This is a genomic window from Pseudomonas sp. H9 (assembly GCF_004353925.1).
Classification (GTDB): Bacteria; Pseudomonadota; Gammaproteobacteria; order Pseudomonadales; family Pseudomonadaceae; genus Aquipseudomonas.
In genome coordinates, this window is record NZ_SMOK01000005.1 from 209,200 (window position 1) to 231,403 (window position 22,204).

18 protein-coding genes are annotated in these 22,204 nt (G+C 59.8%); 8 read left to right on the plus strand and 10 right to left on the minus strand.

Annotated features, from left to right (window positions below):
- Positions 1–31: 31 nt before the first annotated feature.
- The 6 genes from E1573_RS04710 to E1573_RS04735 all read right to left on the minus strand — a co-directional run bounded on the left by E1573_RS04710 (position 32) and on the right by E1573_RS04735 (position 7,142).
- Positions 32–3,691 (minus strand): transporter substrate-binding domain-containing protein, encoded by a 3,660-nt coding sequence (locus E1573_RS04710; RefSeq protein WP_133211098.1) that lies wholly within the window; start codon positions 3,689–3,691, stop codon positions 32–34.
- Positions 3,692–3,699: 8 nt separating this feature from the next.
- Positions 3,700–4,326 (minus strand): response regulator transcription factor, encoded by a 627-nt coding sequence (locus E1573_RS04715; RefSeq protein WP_133211100.1) that lies wholly within the window; start codon positions 4,324–4,326, stop codon positions 3,700–3,702.
- Between the two features lie 298 nt (positions 4,327–4,624).
- Entirely contained in the window at positions 4,625–5,956 is a 1,332-nt protein-coding gene (locus tag E1573_RS04720; protein ID WP_133211102.1) for a deoxyguanosinetriphosphate triphosphohydrolase, read from the minus strand.
- 156 nt (positions 5,957–6,112) lie between these two features.
- Positions 6,113–6,445 carry a hypothetical protein gene (locus E1573_RS04725; RefSeq protein WP_133211104.1) on the minus strand — a complete coding sequence of 111 codons (333 nt, stop codon included), beginning with the start codon at positions 6,443–6,445 and terminating at the stop codon, positions 6,113–6,115.
- Positions 6,442–6,819 carry a phage holin family protein gene (locus tag E1573_RS04730; protein WP_133211106.1) on the minus strand — a complete coding sequence of 126 codons (378 nt, stop codon included), beginning with the start codon at positions 6,817–6,819 and terminating at the stop codon, positions 6,442–6,444. The genes E1573_RS04725 and E1573_RS04730 overlap by 4 nt, the downstream gene beginning before the upstream one ends.
- Before the next feature lie 8 nt (positions 6,820–6,827).
- Entirely contained in the window at positions 6,828–7,142 is a 315-nt protein-coding gene (locus E1573_RS04735; protein WP_133211108.1) for a YqjD family protein, read from the minus strand.
- Positions 7,143–7,444: 302 nt separating this feature from the next.
- Between E1573_RS04735 and E1573_RS04740 the strand changes: the two genes are divergently transcribed.
- Positions 7,445–8,653, plus strand: a complete 1,209-nt coding sequence (locus E1573_RS04740; protein ID WP_133211110.1) for an ammonium transporter — start codon at positions 7,445–7,447, stop codon at positions 8,651–8,653.
- Here E1573_RS04740 and E1573_RS04745 read toward each other — a convergent pair whose 3' ends face one another.
- Positions 8,654–10,612: a monovalent cation:proton antiporter family protein gene (locus E1573_RS04745; protein WP_133211112.1), complete on the minus strand. Its 1,959-nt coding sequence runs from the start codon at positions 10,610–10,612 to the stop codon at positions 8,654–8,656.
- Between the two features lie 176 nt (positions 10,613–10,788).
- Here E1573_RS04745 and E1573_RS04750 point away from each other — a divergent pair, with 176 nt between their 5' ends.
- From E1573_RS04750 to E1573_RS04765, 4 genes are all read left to right on the plus strand, one after another.
- Positions 10,789–11,025: a glutaredoxin family protein gene (locus tag E1573_RS04750; RefSeq protein ID WP_133211114.1), complete on the plus strand. Its 237-nt coding sequence runs from the start codon at positions 10,789–10,791 to the stop codon at positions 11,023–11,025.
- Between the two features lie 92 nt (positions 11,026–11,117).
- Positions 11,118–11,549, plus strand: coding sequence for a D-Ala-D-Ala carboxypeptidase family metallohydrolase (locus E1573_RS04755; protein ID WP_133211116.1), 432 nt, complete (start codon positions 11,118–11,120; stop codon positions 11,547–11,549).
- An 88-nt stretch (positions 11,550–11,637) separates the two neighbouring features.
- Entirely contained in the window at positions 11,638–11,949 is a 312-nt protein-coding gene (locus E1573_RS04760; protein WP_133211118.1) for a transcriptional regulator, read from the plus strand.
- Between the two features lie 50 nt (positions 11,950–11,999).
- Positions 12,000–12,887, plus strand: a complete 888-nt coding sequence (locus E1573_RS04765; protein ID WP_133211120.1) for a pseudouridine synthase — start codon at positions 12,000–12,002, stop codon at positions 12,885–12,887.
- An 86-nt stretch (positions 12,888–12,973) separates the two neighbouring features.
- On the opposite strand, the gene E1573_RS04770 is transcribed toward E1573_RS04765, so the two are convergent.
- Together E1573_RS04770 and acnA are read right to left on the minus strand one after the other, a co-directional pair.
- Positions 12,974–14,539, minus strand: coding sequence for a PAS domain-containing methyl-accepting chemotaxis protein (locus E1573_RS04770; protein WP_133211122.1), 1,566 nt, complete (start codon positions 14,537–14,539; stop codon positions 12,974–12,976).
- 251 nt (positions 14,540–14,790) lie between these two features.
- Entirely contained in the window at positions 14,791–17,532 is a 2,742-nt protein-coding gene (gene acnA / locus E1573_RS04775) for an aconitate hydratase AcnA (RefSeq protein ID WP_133211124.1), read from the minus strand.
- Between the two features lie 252 nt (positions 17,533–17,784).
- Between acnA and rlmM the strand changes: the two genes are divergently transcribed.
- Entirely contained in the window at positions 17,785–18,849 is a 1,065-nt protein-coding gene (rlmM, locus tag E1573_RS04780) for a 23S rRNA (cytidine(2498)-2'-O)-methyltransferase RlmM (protein ID WP_133211126.1), read from the plus strand.
- 110 nt (positions 18,850–18,959) lie between these two features.
- On the plus strand, positions 18,960–19,202 hold the full coding sequence (gene tusA, locus E1573_RS04785; RefSeq protein WP_133211128.1) for a sulfurtransferase TusA: 243 nt from the start codon (positions 18,960–18,962) through the stop codon (positions 19,200–19,202).
- Here the strand turns inward: tusA and E1573_RS04790 are convergent.
- Entirely contained in the window at positions 19,199–20,599 is a 1,401-nt protein-coding gene (locus E1573_RS04790; RefSeq protein ID WP_133211130.1) for an MATE family efflux transporter, read from the minus strand. The genes tusA and E1573_RS04790 overlap by 4 nt on opposite strands.
- 157 nt (positions 20,600–20,756) lie before the next feature.
- Between E1573_RS04790 and pdxB the strand changes: the two genes are divergently transcribed.
- The gene (gene pdxB / locus E1573_RS04795; RefSeq protein WP_133211132.1) at positions 20,757–21,899 is read left to right on the plus strand and encodes a 4-phosphoerythronate dehydrogenase PdxB; all 1,143 of its coding nucleotides are present in this window, start codon (positions 20,757–20,759) and stop codon (positions 21,897–21,899) included.
- Positions 21,900–22,204: the final 305 nt, after the last annotated feature.

Below are 22,204 nucleotides of genomic sequence, written 5' to 3' on the forward strand. Positions count from 1 at the left end.
GAAGCGGCGGCCCTTGAGGCCGCCGTTTTTTTTAGCTTGCCTGTGTGGCTGTGCCGTCAATATCGGTGTGCTGCAAGTGCAGGCGAAGTGCCTGTTCCACGGCTGCAATGGCCGCTGTTATCTGTTGCTGGTGAAACTCAAGCGTGGCGGTTGGCGCGTTTGCCCGGCAATCCGACTCCAAGCGTTCGCAGGCATCAATCAACGTGCTGGCTTGAATGATACGTGCCGCACCAAGCACACGATGTGCTTCGTTTTTCAATTGTTCTGACTGAAGACTCGGGTCAAGTTCGGCCAAGGTGAGACGGTCTTTGCTGAAGCTGTGTTGAAGTTGCTTGAGCAGCGCGTGCAGATCGGTTGCGCTGCTGCCGACTACCGGCTGCAGGCCCTGAAGGTCGAACAGCGCAGGCGGGGTGGTGGGTGCACGGTAGGGCAGTGGCTGTATGTTGGCCAGGCGGTGTCCCAGTGCCCTGAGGCTGATCGGCTTGAGCAGGCAGTCGTCCATGCCGGCTTGCTGGCACTGATTGCGTACTTCCGGTTGAGCGTTGGCGGTGTATCCCAAGATGGTGCAGCGCGGCCATCGGCGTTCGCCTTCTTCGGCGCGTACGGTCTGGGCAAATTGATAACCGCTGATGCCCGGCATGTTGCAATCGAGGATCAGTACATCGAACGTTCCGCGCCGCCACAGCTCCAGCCCTTCCTGGCCATTGTCGACGCTGCAATGTGTCAATCCCAGGTAGTTGAGCTGCTGCGTCAGTAGCAACAGGTTGGCGGGATGGTCATCGACCACCAGCACATTCAATGCAGCAACGCTAATGCACGGCTCGGGGTTGGCGGCGGGTTCTGTGGAGTGGCTGGAGATCAGCGTCACCGGCAGGCAGACATGCGCGCGGGTGCCCAGGCCGAACTCACTGTGCAAGGTCAGCGTACCGCCCATGAGGTTGCACAGATCACGGCAGATGGCCAGGCCCAGGCCTGTACCGTTGCGTGCCAGCAGGCTGTCGGGGTTGGCCTGAACGAAGGGCACGAACAGACGTTGCTGGTCCTCTTCGCGAATGCCGATGCCGCTGTCTTGCACAGTCATGTCCAGTGCAGCATGGCCGGGCTCTTCGCCGGTCCTGAGCGTCAGTTCAATGGCAATCCGCCCCTGTTCGGTGAATTTGATTGCGTTGCTGACCAGGTTCGAGAGGATTTGTTTGACTCGCAGCGGGTCGAGCAGGGCATAGACGCGGGCGCTAGGGTCGATAGCCATCGTCAATTGCAGGCTTTTTTGCCGGGCCAGGCCATCGAACACCCGACCAACAGACTCCACCAGTTCTGCCAGGCATACGCGCTCCGGCGCCAGGGTCAGATGCCCGGATTCGATGCGGGCAATGTCGAGGATGTCGCCAATCAGCGCCAGCAGGTCTTTGGCCGAGTTGTAGGCGACTTCGACGGCCGGACGATCCAGCTGGCCCTGGTTGGCTTTCTCCAGGGTCAACTCAAGCATGCCCAGAATGGCGTTCATCGGCGTGCGGATTTCATGGCTGATGGTGGCCAGAAAAGTGCTCTTGGCGCGGTTGGCATCATCGGCCTGCTGTTTGGCCAGGCTCAGGTCCTGAATCAGCTGGCGACGTTCACTGATGTCGATCCAGCCACCGATGATGCCTTGGACTTCACCCAGCGAGTCTCGGTAGGGCAGGATCCAGTGGTAAATCGTCACGGCTCGGTCATTGAGCAACAGCGGGCGGTCGACGATCAGCGGTTTACCCTCATGCATCACTTGCCGGTAGTCGGCCTGCATTTGGCTGGCATAGCAGGTGTCGCCCAATGCACCGTCTTCCAGGCGCTTGCCCAGCACTTCATCGTGCTGCAACTGCAGTGCTTGCAGGTAGCTGTCGTTGCAACTTTGCAGGATACCTTGGCGATCACGTACATAGATGGGGTGAGGTGTGCCATTGAGGAGTGTGCGCATGAACTCGAGTTGATCGCCAAGCGCACGTTCGGCGGCCTCGCGTTGCTTGATCTGGCGACGCATCCAGGCGTTCCACGCCAGTGACAACAGCAGTAGCAGGCTGATGCCCAGTACAATTTGCAGGATCAGCTGTTGGTAGGTGCTCCAGTACGCGTCATTGTCGGTGCTGTACCCGCGCCAGCGGCTGTTGATCACACCCAGCTCTTCAGGGGCAATGCTCAGCAATGCTTTGTCCAGTATTGAGGCAAGCTCCTGAGCCTGTCGGGCTGTGGCCATCGAAAAGGTTGCAGGGTCGGCGCCAACCGAGGCACGAATGACCAGCCCATGTTGGGTGGCAAGGCTGAAGTTAGCGTGGACCAGCGCTGTGATTGCGCCATCAACGTGACCGCTGGCGAGCAAATCTGTGGACTGCTCACTGCTCTCGGTCGGTACCAACTGAATGCCTGGCTCACGTTTACTCAGGCTCTCAACCAGCGGGCTATCACGCATCAGGGCCAAACGCCGACCCCGTAATTGTTCCAGCGAAGCAGGTTGTTCTGGTCCTTTGCGTGTCATCAAGACAAAGGAATTTTCCAGGTAAGGACGGCTGATGCTCAGGGTGATTTCCCGTCGTTTGCTGGGGGAGATGGCTGCAATCACGTCGGCCTGGCCATGGTTCACCCGATCAATCATGTCGCTGATACCGCTGGCGCGTTGAATGTCGAAGCGCAGCCCGGTGCGCAGGCGAATCAATTCAAGCAGGTCGGCGGCAATGCCGCGAAAACTGCCAGCATTATCGAAGAACGTCAGGGGGGCGTCGGTTTCATTCACCACGACGCGTACTACCGGGTGCTGGCTCAGCCAGCGTTCTTCGCGCTGGGAGAGCTGCAGTTTGCGATCGGTCAGCAGCACATCGCTGCCAGCGCTCCAACGCTTGAAGAGGGTGTCTCGCGTGGTGCGGGGGAGGTTGTCGAGAGTGGCATTGATCAGTTGCAGCAGGATGTGGTTGTTTTTCTGTACCGCAAAACTGAAGCCAACCGGCTCATGCTTGCCGAAGTTGGCCATCTTGATGTTTTTCAAGTGGCCCTGGTTGATCAGGTAATGGGTGGAAATGGTGTCGCCGAGAAACACGTCGGCCTGATCGAAGGCAACGGCATTGAGGGCATTCTGGTAGGACGGGTAGGCCTTGATCGTGGCTCCAGGGTAGTTGGCGCGGACTTCGGCAAGGGGCAGGTAGTGATACACCATGCTCAGGCGCAAGCCCGCAAGGCCAGTATCAAGGGGTCGGCTTTCGTCCTCGCGGGTGACCAGCACTGGCTGATCTACCGCGTAAGGCCTGGAAAGTACCACTCCGGCGGTAGCGGCTTCGTAACCATTGGCACTGCCGAGCAGATCGATCTGCCCCAGGGTCAGGGCTTTTACGGCGTCCTGGCGGCTAGCAAAGCGCCGTACCTTGACGGGGATGCCCAGGGCCGCTTCCACAATGCCCGCAACGTCGGCGGTCAGCCCTTCATAGTCGCGCCCGCTGGCGGTCATGTCGAAGGGCGGGTAGTCCGGTGCCGAGGTGCCCAGCAGCAATTGCCCTTTTTTTTGTAGCCAGCGTCGTTGCACCGAGTTCAGTGAAAGGTTGATGTGCTGCGGTTGCGAACGACTGAGCAACTGGTAGCTACTGGCTGGAACATCTTCGGCATGAGCAGGCACGATCAGGCATAGACAGGCCAGAACGCCAATCAGGACACAGTGGAGAATGCGGCTAGGCATGAGCTGACTTAGACCAGGGCATTACGTTTTGCCATTTCAATCAGATCGACCAGCGAATTGGCTTTGAGCTTTTGCATCAAACGCTTTTTGTAAGTGCTGACAGTCTTGTTGCTGAGAAACATGCCTTGGGCGATTTCTTTATTGCTTCTGCCTTGGGCAAATAGCTGCAGCACCATTAATTCCCGGTCGTTGACTTGCTTGAACAACTCCAGTTCAGATTGTTCGTCGGCGTTGTAGCGTTGGCTATTGATGGCCTGGCTGGGGAAGTAGTTGTAGCCGGACATAACGGCTTTGATTGCGCTGAGTAGCTCGCTCAAGTCTTCCTGTTTGCACACGTAGCCAGCGGCACCGGAATGCATGCAACGAACTGCAAACAGCGCCGGTGATTGAGCGGTCAGCACGAGGATTTTCAGAGGAATTGACATGCTGTGAAAGCGCGACAGCACTTCCAGGCCGTCGAGCCGGGGAATACTGATATCGAGAATGATCAGGTCTGGCACGCATTCGCGGACCATTTGCATGGCATCCACGCCGTTGTCCGACTCGCCAACGACGTTATAGCCCTCATTCTCCAGGAGCATGCGTACCGCCAGGCGGATGACTGGATGGTCGTCGATGATAAATACAGAGTGCATGTTGAAAATTCCAGATGAAGTGCCAAAGAGTAGGTGGGCACCTTAACGCAGTTGGAACTGATCGCACATGAACTCAAAGGGAGGTTGATGCTATATCGGAAATGTCTGACTCTAAATGCAGGAAAGGACTACAAGTGTTATTTCATATTATTGCTGTTGGTGTCGCTGATAGTAACTTTGTGTTTCTTGTTGAGAGGTTTGTTTAATTTATAACTGATTTGTAGTACTTGTCCTTCAGGCAGATGCATGAGCAGGATTACTGTCACTCGCTCATGCACCCGCCAGGTGTACGAACCACTCAGGTCGGGCTTGATCGTCCGGTCATTTCCCGCGCCATTTCACTGGCATAGCTGTCTGTCATACCGGCAATGAAGTCGATCATCCGCAGGAATGAGGTATGCAACGGTGCGTTCGGGTTGGGGGCACTGTTGCCCAGCAGGTCGAGGATACGCCGGCTTTTGAACGAGGGTGTACGCCCGCCGTGTTGTTCCAGTGCCGCACCGCAGAAGGCGTTTAGCAGGATTTCAAGGGTGGTATAGGCGCCAATTTCATGCAGTGTCTTGCGCTTGTCCTGAAAGATTTTTTTGCGCGCCATGTCTTTGGCCTGCAGCACGCAGCGTTTGGCCGGCCCGTGCATGTGTTCGACCAGGTCACCCTGAAGCTGCCCTGAGAGCAAGGCATCCTGTTGCTCGACAAACGCCCGCGCGGCAGCATTGGTCAGGTGCTCGATGGCTTTGCCGCGCAGGATGGCCAGCTTGCGCCGACGCGAGTCGCCCGGCCCCAGTTGCCGATAGGTTTCGGGCAGGTCGTCACCCACCAGGCTCAGCAGCACCGACTCCACTTCCGGGTAGTCGAGCAGCTCCATTTCCAGGCCGTCTTCCAGGTCGATCAGGGCATAGCAAATATCGTCGGCCGCTTCCATCAAGTACACCAGCGGGTGGCGTGCCCAACGCTGCTCCTCAAGTTGAGGCAAGCCCAGCTTGCGGGCAATCTGTTCCAGCAGCGGCAGTTCGCTCTGGTAGCAGCCGAATTTGTGCTTCTTGTAGCCCAACGCGTCGGCATGGCGGGCGGTCCAGGGGTATTTGAGGTAAGTGCCCAGGGTGGCGTAGGTCAGGCGGGTGCCACCGTCGAACTGGTGATACTCCAGTTGGGTCAGTACACGAAAACCCTGGGCGTTGCCTTCGAAGTTGAGGAAGTCGGCACGTTCTGCTTCGCTCATCGCGTCGAGCCAGCCGCGTCCGGCAGCCTGCTGGAACCAGTGGCGGATGGCGTCTTCACCGGAGTGGCCAAAGGGCGGGTTGCCGATGTCGTGGGCCAGGCACGCCGACTGTACGACCATGCCAAGATCGCTGGGCTCACACCATTGCGGCAACCGGTCGCGCAGGGTTTCACCGACCCGCATGCCCAGCGAGCGGCCCACGCAACTGACTTCCAGCGAGTGAGTCAGGCGTGTGTGGATATGATCGTTGCTCGACACCGGGTGGACCTGGGTCTTGCGTCCCAGGCGGCGAAAAGCGCCGGAGAAGATGATCCGATCGTGGTCTTTGTGAAAAGGGCTGCGGCCAAGTTCTTCAGGGCTGTGCAGGGTCTTGCCGAGACGCTCACGGGTAAGCAGGGTGTGCCAGTCCAAGGCCAATTCTCCGATACAGGGGCAGGCGTCTAGCTTCCCGTTTCGGCGCAGCAGCTGCAAGTGCCTGAACACGCTGGTAGGAGCGGGCTTGCCCCGCGAAACGATTTCACGGACACACCACCATCGCGAGGCAAGCCCGCTCCTACCGGCGGTTTTTCAGCGTTTGTGTGCAGCGCCCTGCATTACCAGTTTGAGCAGCGGTAGCAAGCTGGTGCCGACGCGTATCATCCGGCTCAGGCTACCGCTTCGGGTGCCTTTGCCAGTCAGGAATCCCAGTACTACCACCGCACCGATTCCCCACAAGGGGGCGTGCTTGATGCCCAGCCCGCTGTGCAGACTGTCGCCCACGGCACGTAAACGGCTGAGGGGGGCAAGCATCTGGGCGGATTCATGGCGGATTTCCTGACGGTGCATTTCCAGACGCAAACGCACCAAGGCCTTGCGCAGCTCACGCCGGTTGGTGGTTTTGGGCAACTCAGGCAGGCTCATGGCAACAGACGCTCCCGATCTTTGGCGAGCTCTTCAAGCGTTGCGCTGAAGGGCGACGACTCATCGTACACCGCAGCTTTGAGGCGCAAGCCACAGAACACTGCTGCCAGGCCGTAGAACACGCACAGGCCGATGACTCCGGCGAGACGGTAAGTGTCCCACAGCAACACCAGCACCAGCGCTGACAGTGCGACCAGCAATAACAGGGTGAATACCAGCGCCAACCCGGCAAACAGCAGCAGGCTCAGGGTGCGGGCCTTCTGCTCCTGCAGCTCGATGCCGAACAGCTCGACATGGCCGTGCAGCAGGCCTAATACCGCAGCGCCAAGGCGTTTGCTCGAGGCAGCACTGGTGCCGTTCGATTCGCTTTCCATAACCATCCTCAGCGCCGATTGGCGAGCAGACCAATCAGGAAGCCGACCCCGGCAGCGATGCCGATCGATTGCCATGGGTTGCTTTGTACGTAGTCTTCAGTCGCGCTCAGGGCTGCCTCGCCGCGTTCACGCACAGAGTCCTGGGTGTGCTGCAGGGTTTCCCGCGCGCGCAGCAAGCTGTCATGGATCTGGCTGCGCAGCTCGTCAGCCTGATCGCCGGCTAGCGTGGCGGTGTGTTCCAGCAGTTTTTCGGTGTCACGAACCAGGGCCTGGAAGTCAGCCATCAGTACATCTTGAGCAGTCTTTGCCGATTTGCTGGTCATGGGGCTCTCCCTAAGGGTGTGTGGCTATTTTGAGTTGCGCGCGCGCGCGAAGGTTCAGTGAAAAAAGTACTGGTACAGGTTTTGCTGTTCCAGGGTGCACTCAGGTCCGGTGCTTGCGCCAAATCCGCGCAGCGAATGGCTGCCGGGCCTGTAAACCTTAACCCAATCCACGACAAACCCAAGGAAAAACTCCGAACATCAGTAGGGCAGGTCAATGAAGTGGTAATCAGGCGGCCCAGTCTGGTGCAAAAAGGAGTCACCCCGCGCTGTCTTGGTGCTTTTTCTGAAGGCCTGCCCAATCCATGGAAAACCTGCAAAGTGCGGTGGACAGTCTGGTCCACGGCTCCAACACCCTGTTCATTCTGCTCGGTGCTGTTATGGTCCTGGCCATGCACGCCGGTTTCGCCTTCCTCGAAGTAGGCACTGTGCGGCACAAGAACCAGGTCAATGCACTGTCCAAGATCCTCAGCGATTTTGCCGTATCGACCCTGGCGTATTTTTTTGTCGGCTACTGGATTTCCTACGGCGTCAGCTTCTTGCAACCTGCGGCGGTGCTGAGCCACGAGCATGGTTACAGCCTGGTGAAGTTCTTTTTCCTGCTGACCTTCGCCGCTGCTATTCCAGCCATCATTTCCGGCGGGATTGCCGAGCGTGCCCGTTTCGCCCCGCAATTGTGCGCCACCGTGCTGATTGTGGCGTTTGTTTACCCCTTCTTCGAAGGCATTGTCTGGAATGGCAATCTGGGCCTGCAGGCCTGGTTGCAGGCGCGCTTTGGCGCCAGTTTCCATGACTTTGCCGGTTCTGTGGTGGTGCATGCCATGGGCGGTTGGTTGGCGTTGGCGGCCGTGTTGCTGCTCGGCCCGCGTAATGGCCGCTATCGCGACGGCAAGCTGGTAGCGTTCGCGCCTTCGAACATTCCTTTTCTGGCCCTGGGCTCGTGGATCCTGATCGTCGGCTGGTTTGGCTTCAATGTCATGAGCGCTCAGACCTTGCAGGGGGTCAGCGGGTTGGTCGCGGTCAATTCGCTGATGGCCATGGTCGGAGGAACGGTGGCGGCGTTGCTGGTCGGGCGCAATGACCCAGGCTTCCTGCACAACGGGCCATTGGCCGGGTTGGTGGCGGTCTGTGCGGGCTCGGATTTGATGCACCCGGTTGGGGCGCTGGCCACCGGTGCAATTGCCGGCGCCTTGTTTGTCTGGTGTTTTACCGCAGCACAGAACACCTGGAAGATCGACGACGTGCTGGGTGTCTGGCCGCTGCATGGCTTATGCGGTGTGTGGGGTGGCATTGCCTGCGGAATTTTCGGCCAGACCGCGCTGGGTGGCTTGGGTGGCGTCAGCCTGATCAGCCAGTTGATTGGCAGCTTTGCCGGAGTGCTGGTGGCATTGCTCGGCGGCTTTGCCGTGTACGGTGCGATCAAGCTGCTGTTGGGCTTGCGCTTGAGTCAGGAGCAGGAGTACTACGGCGCCGATCTGTCGATTCACAAGATCGGCGCCACCAGCCAGGATTGATCAGCGTCCGGCGACCAATCGGGCCTCACAGGCCGTCAGGGCGGACACCGGGCCGCTGAGTAGCACCGCATCACCGGCGCGCAGGCGGGTATCGGCATCCACAGCCAGTTCTTCGCCATTGCGCTGCACGGCCTGGACTTCGACACCCAGTTGCTCGAGGTCCAGGCCGGACAATGGACGACCACAGGCGTAGGCCTCGGGTTGAAGGTTAACGGCATGCATCATGGTCTTGGGCAGGCCTTCGCTGTCGACCGGGCTGGTTTCGGCGCCTTGATAAAACGCTTGCAGCATGCGGTAGCGGGTCTGACGTACTTCATCGATGCGCGCTTGCACGTGCTCCATTGGCAGGCCAAGCATGACCAGAGCGTGGGAGGCGAGCATCAGGCTCGACTCCAGCAGCTCCGGGACCACAGCGGTGGCGCCGGCGCTGCGCAGCTCTTCGCGCAGGCTGTCGTCGCGGGTGCGGACCAGAATCTGTACGTCGGCGTGACGTGCACGTGCCTCTTTGAGAATGCTCATGGCGATATCGGTCTTGTCTACGGCGATCACTAGCAACCGCGCGCGCTCAAGGCCGATGGCGCTGAGCAGGTCACCGCGGCGCGAGTCGCCGTAGTGCACGCTGCTCTCGCCGGCAGCGGCTTCCTGAACCCGTACCGGGTCATCATCCAAGGCAATGTAGGGGATATTTTCCCGGCGCAGAAAGCGCCCGATTGATTGCCCGACCCGGCCATAGCCGCAAATCAGCACGTGACCGGTCATGTTTGCACTTTGCGCTTCGATGGCTTCCAGCTGTACCTCTTCGTTGCATTTGCGGTGCAAACGCGCAGCGATGCCGGGCGCCGCGCGCAACATCAGCGGGGTGACCAGCATTGAGCAGAAGGTGGCGGCCAGCAGCAGATTACCGATAGCTTCAGGCAGCAGCTGGGTCTGTTGCATTTGGGCCATCAGGGCGAAACAGAATTCACCGCCCTGGGCCAGGGCCAGGCCACTGCGCCAGGCTGTTTCAGTGTCACTGCCTTGAACACGAACCAGGGCGGCGACCACACACCCTTTGACCAGCAACAAGCCCAGGGTCAGGGCGAGGATTTCCAGGCCGTGGCTGGCGAACAGTTGCAGGTCGATGAGCATGCCGATACTGACGAAAAACAAGCCCAGCAGAATGTCGCGGAACGGGCGGATATCGGCTTCGATCTGATGACGGTAATTGCTCTCGCCCAGCAGCATGCCGGCCAGGAACGCGCCCAGTGCCGGTGACAAACCGAGCAAGTGGGTCAGCCAAGCGGTGAGCAGAACGATCACCAAGGCCAGCAAAACGAACAGTTCGGCCGAATGCGAGCTAGCCACTTCGTGAAACAGACGTGGCAGCAGCCAGCGACTGGCCAGCAGCAGGCCAACAAAGAGGATCACGGTTTTGCCCAAGGTCAGCGGCAGTGCCCAATACCAGGCCTGGCCGCCTTCGCCGGCAAACACCGGGACCAGCGTCAGCAGCAGAACTGCAACCACGTCCTGGAACAGCAACACGCCAATCGCGTTCTGGCCATGGCTGCTGAAAATCTCACCCAGGCTGGTCAGCTCTTTGCTGACGATCGCGGTAGACGAAAGAGCTAGCCCGGCGCCCAGTAACAGGGCAGCGTTGGTGGGCATGCCCAGTAGCGCCAATAGCCCGGCCAGCAGTATTGCCGAGCACACCACCTGCAGGCTGCCTAGGCCAAACACTACTTTACGCAGGGCGAGCATTTTCGACAGGGAAAATTCCAGGCCCAGCGAGAACAGCAGAAAGACCACGCCCATTTCGGCAAGGTCTGGCAGTTCTTCACTTTCATTGACCCAGTTAAGGGCCGTGGGCCCGACAAACAGGCCGACGCATAAGTAGCCCAGCACCGGTGGTAGTTTCAGGCGCCGGAAGAAGGCGATGACGACCAGTGATGAAGCCAGGATGATCAATAGGTTGGCGAACACAACAGACCCCAAGTAAGAAGACAGCAAAAACTACCCAGCATGAACCATGGCTGATGATCAGGCGCTGATCTCAATCACACTTTAGTCAGCATTTGAGCGCGGATCTCTCACGCTCGACGGCCTCCGACGGCAGACCTAGAATAATGGTCCTTTCTTATTCTTGGCGGTACCCACAAATGCTTCCTGAATGCCAACTGTTCGGTACCCTGGGTTGCCACCTGTGTGAAGTGGCTGAGGCGCTGCTGATGCCATTTGTCGAGCATGGTCTGCTGGTTGAACTGGTGGACATTGCCGAGGACGAGTCCATGGTGGAGCGCTATGGCCTGCTGATACCGGTACTGCGCCGTTGTGACAATGGCGCGCAGTTGAACTGGCCATTCGATGCCGAGCAGGTGGTAGCCTTTTTGCGTTGAAGCCGGCATCAGGGGGAGCGTTTCCTGTCGTGCGCGGCGGGAGGGAGTTGTGGACAATCCTTGGACGTTTACACGCCTACCAAGGATCGGATATGAACCTCAGTGAACACTTTACCCTGGCCGAAATGACGGTCTCGGAGAGCGCCGCGCGTAGAGATATCAGCAATACGCCGGACGCTAATAGCCTCGAAAACCTCCGTCGACTGTGTACCTTTCTTGAGCAGATTCGCCTGTTGGTCGGCAGGCCAGTGCTGGTCAGCAGTGGTTATCGTTCAGTGGAGCTGAACCGCGTCATCGGCGGCTCACCGCATAGCGCACACATGCAAGGGCTGGCTGCCGACATCAATGTACCGGGATTGCTGCCCGCAGCGTTGGCGCGGCGTATAGCCGACAGCGCGTTGATGTTTGACCAGTTGATTCTCGAGTACGACAGCTGGGTGCATATAGGCCTGTCCACTGCGTCGGAGCGGCGCCAAGTGCTGACGATTCGCAAGGGCACCAGCTACCTTCCCGGGTTGGTGTAGCGACAGCCTGATTGACGCGTCGGAATACTCCGCATATGCTGTATATAAATACAGTATTGGGGTGGCGCTTGCCTCAAGGATGCACAGCATGGTTAATGTCGAACAACTGAAATACACCGTCAATCGCATGCCGGTCACCATGGTCAGCGAGGCGGTGCTCGAGTTGCGCCTCGATGGCCTGGTGCTGGAGGGCAAGACGCCATTCAACAAATTGCACTTCAACACCTGTTTCGCTGAGATCGAAGCCCTGTTCCAGCGCGCCGGCTATCATCGGCCGCTGGATGTAGTCGGCTACCAGGGGTTGTTGTATGCACTCTACGACCCTGGGCGCTGGGACGCTGTTGACGTACTGCGCTGGCTCAAGGAGTTCACCGAGGCTGCGGCAACCCAGGCTGGCTGAGGCGTCGGGCATGCGGGATAATGTGCGGTCTATTTTTCACGAGCATTCCCATGGCCACTGTCCCTTTCGACCCGGCTAAGCACCAAGCCAGTACTGTTTGCCTGCCGCCTGGCAATTGGGCAACCGTGCTTGACTGCCTGAGCGAGCATTTCAAGGCCATTGGCCGCGAGCAGTGGCTTGACCGCATTGCACGCGGGCGCGTGCTTGATGCCCAAGGGCAGCCGATCAGCGCTGCACTGGCCTACAAGCAGGGCCTGCGCATCCACTATTTCCGTGAAGTTCCTAACGAGAAACCCATCCCGTTTCACGAGCAGATCCTGCATGTAGACGAGCATCTGGTGGTGGCCGACAAGCCGCATTTTCTGCCAGTGACGCCCACAGGCGAATATGTCGAACACACCTTGTTGCGGCGGCTGATTCGTCGCCTGGATAACCCGAATTTGGTCCCGCTGCATCGGATCGACCGTCATACAGCAGGGCTGGTGTTGTTTTCTGCTAATCCTCAGAGCCGCTCTGCTTATCAGGCGCTGTTTCCTAATCGGCAGATCGACAAGCACTACCAGGCCATTGCCCGTGCTTTGCCGAACCTTGAGTTTCCGTTGACGCACAAGAGTCGGATGGTCAGCGGCGAGCCGTTTTTCCGTATGCAGGAAGTCGAAGGGCCGAGCAACAGCGAAACCCTGGCCCAGGTGCTGGAAAAGAACGGTGAATTGTGGCGCTACGGGTTGTCGCCGATCACTGGAAAAACACACCAGCTACGTGTGCACATGAACGCCTTGGGTGCGAGCATCTGCAACGATCCTTTTTACCCGCAGGTGGTACAGGATCAGGATGACTACAGCAAACCACTGAAATTGTTGGCGCACAGCCTGCGTTTCAAGGATCCGCTGAGTGGCGAAGAGCGCTATTTCGAAAGCCGCCTGACACTCGACTGGTAACAGTAGGAGCGGGCTTGCCCCGCGATAGCGATGTACCTGATAAACCGCTATCGCGGGGCAAGCCCGCTCCTACCAAGGGTGCTGATTCAGCGGTTGAAGCGCTCGACCAGTGAGTATTGCGTAGTTGCAGTGCGGGTCAGTTCTTCGCTAAGCAGTGCCGAGTGCTGAGCCTGCTCGGAGGTCTGGTCGGCCAGGTCGGCAATGGTGCTGATGTTACGGCTGATTTCATCAGCCACAGCGGTCTGTTCTTCGGTGGCAGCGGCGATCTGTGTGGTCATGTCGGTGATATTGGCGACCGCCTCGCTGATACCGACCAATGCCTGATCGGCCTCCATGACCCGTGCTACACCTTCCTCAGCCTGGCGATGCCCCGCTTCCATGGTTTGCACCGCATTCGTTGCGGTTTGCTGCAACTTGGCGATCAGGCCGTGGATCTGCCCGGTCGATTCGCTGGTGCGTTGTGCCAGTTGGCGAACTTCGTCAGCCACCACGGCAAAGCCGCGGCCCATTTCCCCGGCACGCGCAGCTTCGATGGCGGCGTTGAGTGCCAGCAGGTTGGTCTGGTCGGCAATGCCCTTGATCACATCGACGACACCACCGATCTCATCGCTGTCTCGCGCCAGTTGGGTCACGGTCAGGCCGGTTTCGCCAACCGCTTCCGACAGGCGCTGGATGGCGTCGCGGGTTTCGCCAGCGATATCGCGGCCACGGCCAGTCAGGCGGTTGGCTTCCTGGGTAGCGTCAGCGGTGCGCTGAACGTGATTGGCCACTTCCTGGGTGGTCGCAGCCATCTGGTTGACGGCGGCGGCAACCTGTTCGGTTTCGACTCGTTGACGCTCCAGGCCCGAAGAGCTGTTGTGGGCCAGGGTGTCGGACTGGCGGGCTTGCTCGTTCAAGTGCTCTGCCGTGTCCTGCAGGCGCGTCAGACAGGTTTTCATCCGTGCGTCCTGGCTGAGCATGGCCATTTCCAGGCGGGCCTGGACGCCGCGGCTGTCGGTGTACATTTGGGCGATCAGCGGGTCAGAAGTGGACTGCTCGGCCAGGCGCAACAGACGCTTGAGGCCGCGTTGCTGCCAGCTCAGGCCCAGCAGGCCCAATGGTACGGAGAGCGCCGCTGCCAGGGCGAAGCCCCAGGAATGGCCAAGCCAGTTACCAATCAGGAAGCCAATCTGGCTGATCAGAATAAATGGCAGCCAGTCTTGCGCTACGGGCAGCCATTTGTCGCGGCGCGGGATTGCCGAGCGGCCTTGATTGATGCGCTGGTACAGGGCTTCGGCGCGGCGAACCTGCTCGCTGGTGGGCTTGACCCGAACCGATTCGTAGCCAACCACCTGGTTGTTTTCGAACACTGGAGTGACGTAAGCGTTGACCCAGTAGTGGTCGCCGCTTTTGCAGCGGTTCTTGACGATGCCCATCCATGGCAAGCCTTGCTTGAGCGTACTCCACATGTGCGCAAACACCGCAGACGGGACATCTGGATGACGCACCAGGTTGTGCGGCGCGCGCAGCAGTTCCTCGCGGGAAAACCCGCTGATCTCGACGAAGGCATCGTTGCAATAGGTGATGACACCCTTGGTATCGGTGGTCGAGATCAAGCGTTGTTGAGCTGGGAAAGTCCGTTCGCGCTGGGTTATTGGCTGGTTGTTACGCATAAGCTGTTCAATCCGCAAGGCTTTCGTGGTGTATCGGCAGTGTGAAGGTTTTGTTGAATGATTATTTTCAATCCTTGATCTGGCTCAAGGATTCAGAGCGGGGCTTACGCTATGCAATGCCCGCAAAGTTCAGCAATTTCGCGGCATTCTTTCATACGTTTGACACAAAAGTCAGCTGGTGACTGTTGGGTTCTGTGACACTTTCAGAGCGCAAAGCTAAAGGGCCCGGCCGTGGCGGCCGGGCCTCGGCTTCAGCCTGCGATCAATTGCCGCAGCACATAGTGCAAGATGCCACCGGCTTTGAAGTATTCCACTTCATTGAGGGTATCGATGCGGCACAGCACCTCGATCTGTTGCTGGCGCCCATCGTTGTAAGTGATGTTCAGCGTGAGGGTCATGTGGGGTTGAATCCGGGCATGGCTCAAACCGAGGATGTCGATGCGTTCACTGCCGTCGAGGGCCAGGGTCTTGCGGGTCTGGCCAGCGTTGAACTGCAGCGGCAGCACACCCATGCCCACCAGGTTGGAGCGGTGGATGCGTTCGAAGCTTTCCGCCAGCACGGCTTTGATGCCCAGCAGGTTGGTGCCTTTGGCAGCCCAGTCACGGCTCGAGCCAGTGCCGTATTCCTGGCCTGCAATCACCACCAGTGGCGTGCGCTCGGCTTGGTAGCGCATGGCCGCATCGTAGATCGCCATTTTCTCGCCCGTCGGCACATACAAGGTGTTGCCACCTTCTTCGCCGCCAAGCATCTCGTTGCGGATACGGATATTGGCGAAGGTGCCGCGCATCATCACTTCATGGTTGCCACGGCGTGAGCCGTAGGAGTTGAAGTCGCGCGGCTCCACGCCTTTGTCGCGCAGGTAGCGTCCGGCCGGGCTGTCGGCCTTGATGTTGCCAGCAGGGGAGATGTGGTCGGTGGTCACTGAATCCCCCAGCAGGGCCAGGACGCGCGCGCCGTGTATGTCCTCAATGACTGGCAAGGGGCCCGTGATGTCATCGAAAAACGGTGGGTGCTGGATGTACGTGGAGTCGTCTTGCCACACATAGGTGGCTGCCTGCGGAACTTCGATGGCTTGCCATTGGGCGTCGCCGGCGAACACCTCAGCGTATTCCTTGTGGAACATAGCGGTATCGACACGGGATACCGCAGCAGCGATTTCCTGCTGGCTTGGCCAGATGTCACGCAGGTACACCGGCTGGCCATCTTTGCCGATGCCCAGGGCTTCGCTGCTCAAATCCAAGCGCACACTGCCCGCCAGGGCGTAGGCCACTACCAGAGGCGGAGACGCTAGCCAGTTGGTTTTCACCAGCGGGTGAACCCGGCCTTCGAAGTTACGATTGCCCGACAGCACAGAGGCAACGGTGAGGTCGGCCGTGGTAATGGCTTTCTCGATCGCTTCGTCCAGCGGCCCTGAGTTGCCGATACAGGTGGTGCAGCCGTAGCCGACCAAGTCGAAGCCCAGTTCATCCAGATAGGGCGTCAGGCCCGCAGCTTTGTAGTAGTCGGTGACGACTTTCGAACCGGGTGCCAGCGAACTCTTGACCCATGGCTTGCGCTTCAGGCCTTTTTCCACTGCTTTTTTCGCTACCAGGCCCGCCGCCATCATCACGCTGGGGTTGGAGGTGTTGGTGCAAGAGGTGATGGCGGCGATCACCACGGCGCCATCGCGCAGCACGTGGCTCTGGCCCTGATGCTCAAAGCTGACTTCGCCTGCCTGATCGGCATTACCCACCGCCACACCGCCGCCGCCTTCGCTTTCCAGGCGCCCCACATCTTTAGCCGAGGCGCGCAGTTGCAGGCCGAGAAAACTGTCAAAGGCCTGGTTCACCTGCGACAGCGCCACGCGGTCTTGCGGGCGTTTGGGGCCGGCCAGGCTGGCTTCCACATCGTGCATGTCCAGGGCCAGTGTGTCAGTGAACAAGGGTTCCTGGCCGGGCAAGCGCCACAGGCCCTGTTCCTTGCAGTACGCCTCAACCAGTTGCACCGTTGCTTCAGGGCGCCCTGACAGGCGCAGGTAGTCCAGAGTCACCTGGTCGACCGGGAAAAAGCCGCAGGTGGCGCCGTACTCGGGGGCCATGTTGGCGATGGTGGCACGGTCGGCCAGCGGCAGGTCCGCGAGGCCGTCGCCGTAGAATTCGACGAATTTACCCACCACACCTTTTTTACGCAGCATTTGCGTGACGGTCAGCACCAGGTCGGTGGCGGTGATGCCTTCACGCAACTTGCCGGTCAGCTTGAAGCCGATAACTTCCGGAATCAGCATCGACACCGGTTGGCCGAGCATGGCCGCTTCGGCTTCGATACCGCCGACACCCCAGCCCAACACGCCCAGGCCGTTGATCATGGTGGTGTGCGAGTCGGTGCCGACCAGGGTGTCGGGAAACGCGTAAGTGTGGCCATCTTCTTCGCGGGTCCAGACCGTGCGTCCCAGGTACTCCAGGTTCACCTGGTGGCAAATGCCGGTGCCCGGAGGTACCACGCTGAAGTTATCGAAGGCGTTCTGGCCCCAACGCAGGAACGCATAGCGTTCACCGTTACGCTGCATTTCGATGTCAACGTTCTCGGCAAATGCTTGTTGACTGGCGTAACGGTCGACCATCACCGAGTGGTCAATCACCAGGTCTACCGGTGACAGCGGGTTGATCCGTTGCGGGTCACCACCGGCTTTGGCCATGGCGGCGCGCATGGCGGCCAGGTCGACCACTGCCGGAACGCCGGTGAAATCCTGCATCAGCACCCGTGCCGGGCGGTACTGGATCTCGCGGTCGGAGCGGCGCGCCGTGAGCCATTCGGCCAGAGCGGTGAGGTCGGCGCGAGTGACGGTTTTGTTGTCTTCCCAGCGCAGCAGGTTCTCTAGCAGCACTTTCAGCGACATCGGCAAGCGCTGCAAGTCGCCAAGGCTTTTTGCTGCCTCGGTCAGGCTGAAGTAGTGATAGGGACGGTCGGCGACCCTGAGGGTCTTGAGGGTTTTCAGGCTATCGAGCGAGGGCATTACCAACTCCTTCTGCGCAGGTGCTCGGCAATCTTCCTTGCTGTCGCCGATACACCGCCTCTGTGGGGTCCGCACGGCACGGACCTGGCTGAACGGTCAGGTTAGTCCCGTTTGGCGAACCTGACCATGTACTGGACCGGCGGGGCATGTCACAGGTTCCGATCTTCCTTTATCATTCGCGCATTTGCCGGCGCTGTGCATTGCGCCCGGTCATGGTTGCAGCGATCGGCTGCCAACCGTCCTGGAGTGAACATGAATACCCTGTTTTTGCATTGCCGGCCTGGCTTCGAGAGCGAAGTCTGTGCCGAAATCGCCGAGCACGCCGCACGGCTGGGCGTTGCTGGTTACGCTAAAGCCAAGCCGCAAACGGCCTGTGCTGAATTCATCTGTAGCGATGATGAAGGTGCCGAGCGCCTGATGCGTGAGCTGCGCTTTTCTCAGTTGATTTTCCCCCGGCAGTGGGCGCGTGGCTGTTTCGTCGATTTGCCGGAAACCGACCGTATCGGTGTGCTGCTTGAGGCGATGGCGGGGTATCCGGTGTGTGGCAGCCTGTGGCTGGAGGTAATGGACACCAATGATGGCAAAGAGCTTTCGACCTTTTGCCGCAAGTTCGAGGTGCCGCTACGCAAGGCCTTGAGCAAGGCCGGGCGCTTACTGGACGACCCGAGCAAGCCGCGCTTGCTGTTGACCTTCATCAGCGGCCGTCGGGTTTTTGTAGGGCTCGCTGCTGCCGACAATTCAGCCATGTGGCCGATGGGCATCCCACGCCTGAAGTTTCCGCGTGAGGCCCCAAGCCGCTCGACCCTGAAGCTGGAAGAAGCCTGGCATCATTTCATTCCCAAAGACCAGTGGGATGCACGGCTGTCTGATGACATGACCGGTGTTGATCTGGGTGCGGCGCCTGGCGGCTGGACCTATCAACTGGTGCGGCGCGGCATGCTGGTGACCGCCATCGATAACGGCCCGATGGCCGAGAGCCTGATGGATACCGGTTTGGTTCAGCACCTGATGGCCGACGGTTTTACCTACAAACCCAAGCAGACCGTGGACTGGATGGTTTGCGACATTGTCGAGAAGCCGGCGCGTAGCGCCGCTTTGCTGGAAACCTGGTTGGGCGAGGGGTTGTGCCGGGAAGCGGTGGTCAATCTCAAGTTGCCGATGAAGCAGCGTTACGCCGAAGTGCGGCGTTTGCTGGACCGCATCGAAGAAGGCTTCAAGGCGCGCAAGGTCAAGGTCTCGATTGGTTGCAAACAGCTGTATCACGACCGTGAAGAAGTGACCTGCCACCTGCGCCGCCTGGATCTAAAGCCACGGTAGCAGCGGGCTTGCCCCGCGATGCGGTGTGACTGATCGTCCGCCATCGCGGGGCAAGCCCGCTCCTACAGAGCGATTTGAGCGACAATAGCTGATTGTTTCCGGAGTTTTACATGACTGACTTCACCCCAGACGCCGTCCTCGATGCCACCGGCCTCAACTGCCCAGAACCTGTGATGATGCTGCACCAGCATGTGCGCGATCTGGCCGCCGGTGGTTTGCTCAAGGTGATTGCCACCGACCCTTCGACGCGTCGCGATATCCCTAAGTTCTGCGTGTTTCTGGGCCATGAACTGGTCCAGCAACAGGAAGATGCGGGCACCTACCTGTACTGGATCCGCAAGAAACTCGACTAAGCGCGCTGTGCGCGGCGAATCTGCTTGGCGCTGGTACGGGCCAGGCGAATCGCCAGCATCAACGCCGCGCAGGTCAAGCCGGCGATCAGGCCTTCCCACAAACCGTTGGGGCCGCTGGCCGGGCCGAAGTAATCCGTCAGGCCAAGCACATAGCCCACCGGCAGGCCGATGCCCCAGTAGGCGAACAGGGTCAGGATCATGGTCATCCGGGTGTCCTGGTAGCCGCGCAGCGCGCCTGCAGCGATCACTTGTACGGCGTCAGAGAACTGATAGAGCGCGGCATACACAATCAGCATCGCGGCGATCTGGATCACGGCGGTGTCTGGTGTGTAGATCGAGGCAATCGGTTCGCGCATCAGCAGGATCAAGCCTGCGGAGAAGCAGGCAAACACCAGCGCAGCTCCCAATCCGACCAGGGCGGCAAAACGTGCCTGATACGGTTCGCCCGCGCCAATGGCTTGCCCCACGCGCACGGTTACGGCCATGCCCAGTGAATAGGGAATCATGAACAGCAAAGAGCTGATGTTCAGGGCAATTTGATGGCCAGCCACCACGGTCGGGCCGAGGCTACCGATCAGCAGGGCGATTACGGCGAAGATGCTCGATTCGGCGAATACGGCGATGCCGATTGGTAAACCAACGCCGGTCAAACGCTTGATCACCGCCCATTGCGGGCGCTCGAAACGCACCAGCACGCGGCTGTTTTGGTAAGCAGGGGCCCAGCGGCTCCAAACCGCCATGCTCAGGGCCATGAACCACATGACGATGCCGCTGGCCCAGCCGCAGCCGACACCTCCCATGGCGGGAAAACCGAGGTGGCCATAGATCAGGATGTAGTTCAGCGGGATGTTCAGCAGCAGCCCCAGGCAGCCAATGACCATGCTTGGCCGCGTCAGGCCAAGGCCGTCGCTGTAGCAGCGCAGGACATAATAGAGCGCCATGCCGGGAAATCCGAAGGCGATGCCTTGCAAGTAACCCATGCTCGGTTCGATCAGCTGCGGGTCAACCTTCATCACCTGCAAGACCGGCTCGGCACCCAGCAGCAGGGCACTGGCAATCAGGCTGACCGCTACCGCCAGCCACAATGCCTGACGTACCAGCGGGCCGATCTCGTGATGTTGGCCGGCGCCGAAGCGTTGTGCGACTTTGGGTGTGGTGGCGAGGAGGATGCCGGTCATCAGCAGGAAAACTGGAATCCAGATCGAGTTGCCCAACGCCACCGCCGCCAGATCGCGTGGGCTGACGCGCCCAGCCATCACGGCATCGACAAAACCCATGGCGGTAGTGGCCAATTGAGCAATGATGATCGGCGTTGCCAGCAACAGCAGGCTACGCAATTCGGCGCGCACGCGGGCAGGAGGGCGGGATAAGGGTGGGGCATTTGAAGCGCGAGTCATAGCGGTCACAAGGCGGGCGTCCACAAAAATAGTGCACAAAGCCGCTTAGTCTACACATTTTGACGCATCGGTCAGAAAACTTGGTTAGCGCATTTGTATTCGGCTGGATTAGCGCCGTGGCATAGGCCTACACTGCGCACCCCGATAGGAGAGCGCCATGCTGATTGTTGCCGACGAGAATATTCCGCTGCTCGATGCCTTCTTTGCAGGTTTTGGCGAAATCCGCCGCTACCCTGGGCGTGCCATCGATGCCGCCTGCGTGAAAGACGCCGATGTCCTGTTGGTGCGGTCGGTCACTCGCGTCGATCAGGCGTTGCTTGACGGCAGCAAAGTCCGATTCGTGGGTACCTGCACCATTGGTACCGATCACCTGGCGCTGGACTACTTCGCCCAGGCTGGCATTCAGTGGTCCAGCGCACCGGGCTGTAATGCCCGCGGTGTGGTCGACTACGTGCTGGGCAGTGTGCTGACCCTGGCCGAACTCGATGGTGCTGATTTGTCTGCTCGGACCTATGGCGTCGTCGGTGCCGGCGAGGTGGGTGGGCGTTTGGTAGACGTGTTGCGTGGGCTTGGCTGGAAGGTGTTGGTTTGCGATCCGCCGCGCCAGGCGCGTGAGGGTGGTGAGTACGTTAGCCTGGAGACTGTTCTGGCTGAATGTGACGTGATCAGCCTGCACACGCCATTGACGCGCAGTGGCGAGCACGCCACCTGGCATTTGCTGGATGGCGAGCGCTTGTCGCAATTGCGCCAAGGGGCCTGGCTGATCAATGCCAGCCGCGGTCCGGTCATCGACAATGCCGCACTGCGCGAGCTGCTGCTGGCGCGTGAAGATATCCTGGCGGTGCTGGACGTCTGGGAAGGTGAGCCGCAGGTAGATCTGGAACTGGCGGACTTGTGCGTGCTGGCCACGCCACACATTGCGGGCTACAGCCTGGACGGCAAGCAGCGCGGCACCGCCCAGATCTACCAGGCCTTCTGCGCCTGGCGTGGCGAAGCTGCGTCGGTGTTGTTGGCAGACCTGTTGCCGCAACCCTGGCTGGCTGAAGTCGGCCTGCAGGCTGAAACGGATCCGGCCTGGGCCTTGGCGACGCTTTGCCGTGCCGTGTACGACCCGCGTCGTGACGACGCTGATTTTCGCCGCAGCCTGAGCAGTGATGTGCTGGAACAGAAGGCGGCCTTTGATGCCTTGCGCAAGCATTATCCACCGCGTCGCGAAATCGAAGGCTTGCGCGTGCGCTTGTATGGCGAGGCACCCCATTTGGCGCAGATGGTTCATGCCTTGGGCGGTGTGCTGCTTTAAGTGGGCCCCCGGTGGGAGCGGGCCTTGCCCCGCGATCGGCTGCGCAGCAGCCGCGAAAACTGCGGATTGCAGGGTAACTGATACACCGAGACAACTGGATTTGCTGCCGCTTCGCGCCAGATCGCGGGGCAAAGCCCGCTCCCACCCAAGGCGCCAAAATCCATTAAAAACCCGGCGTGGGTGCCGGGTTGAATAGCCGCAACCCTGGCTGGCTGAAACGAATCCGGCTTTTGATGCCTTGCGCGGTGTGCTGCTTTAAGCGGGCCCCCGGTGGGAGCGGGCCTTGCCCCGCGATCGGCTGCGCA

Excerpts from the sequence above, each read along its gene's own strand:
- acnA (WP_133211124.1), bottom strand. The coding sequence starts at position 17,532 with ATGCCCTCGCTCGATAGCCTGAAAACCCTCAAGACCCTCAGGGTCGCC.
- E1573_RS04735 (WP_133211108.1), bottom strand. The coding sequence starts at position 7,142 with ATGACCAGCAAATCGGCAAAGACTGCTCAAGATGTACTGATGGCTGAC.
- E1573_RS04710 (WP_133211098.1), bottom strand. The coding sequence starts at position 3,691 with ATGCCTAGCCGCATTCTCCACTGTGTCCTGATTGGCGTTCTGGCCTGT.
- E1573_RS04770 (WP_133211122.1), bottom strand. The coding sequence starts at position 14,539 with ATGCGTAACAACCAGCCAATAACCCAGCGCGAACGGACTTTCCCAGCT.
- E1573_RS04725 (WP_133211104.1), bottom strand. The coding sequence starts at position 6,445 with ATGAGCCTGCCTGAGTTGCCCAAAACCACCAACCGGCGTGAGCTGCGC.
- pdxB (WP_133211132.1), top strand. The coding sequence starts at position 20,757 with ATGCTGATTGTTGCCGACGAGAATATTCCGCTGCTCGATGCCTTCTTT.
- E1573_RS04790 (WP_133211130.1), bottom strand. The coding sequence starts at position 20,599 with ATGACTCGCGCTTCAAATGCCCCACCCTTATCCCGCCCTCCTGCCCGC.
- E1573_RS04755 (WP_133211116.1), top strand. The coding sequence starts at position 11,118 with ATGAACCTCAGTGAACACTTTACCCTGGCCGAAATGACGGTCTCGGAG.
- E1573_RS04765 (WP_133211120.1), top strand. The coding sequence starts at position 12,000 with ATGGCCACTGTCCCTTTCGACCCGGCTAAGCACCAAGCCAGTACTGTT.
- E1573_RS04760 (WP_133211118.1), top strand. The coding sequence starts at position 11,638 with ATGGTTAATGTCGAACAACTGAAATACACCGTCAATCGCATGCCGGTC.
- E1573_RS04715 (WP_133211100.1), bottom strand. The coding sequence starts at position 4,326 with ATGCACTCTGTATTTATCATCGACGACCATCCAGTCATCCGCCTGGCG.
- tusA (WP_133211128.1), top strand. The coding sequence starts at position 18,960 with ATGACTGACTTCACCCCAGACGCCGTCCTCGATGCCACCGGCCTCAAC.
- E1573_RS04740 (WP_133211110.1), top strand. The coding sequence starts at position 7,445 with ATGGAAAACCTGCAAAGTGCGGTGGACAGTCTGGTCCACGGCTCCAAC.
- E1573_RS04750 (WP_133211114.1), top strand. The coding sequence starts at position 10,789 with ATGCTTCCTGAATGCCAACTGTTCGGTACCCTGGGTTGCCACCTGTGT.
- rlmM (WP_133211126.1), top strand. The coding sequence starts at position 17,785 with ATGAATACCCTGTTTTTGCATTGCCGGCCTGGCTTCGAGAGCGAAGTC.
- E1573_RS04730 (WP_133211106.1), bottom strand. The coding sequence starts at position 6,819 with ATGGAAAGCGAATCGAACGGCACCAGTGCTGCCTCGAGCAAACGCCTT.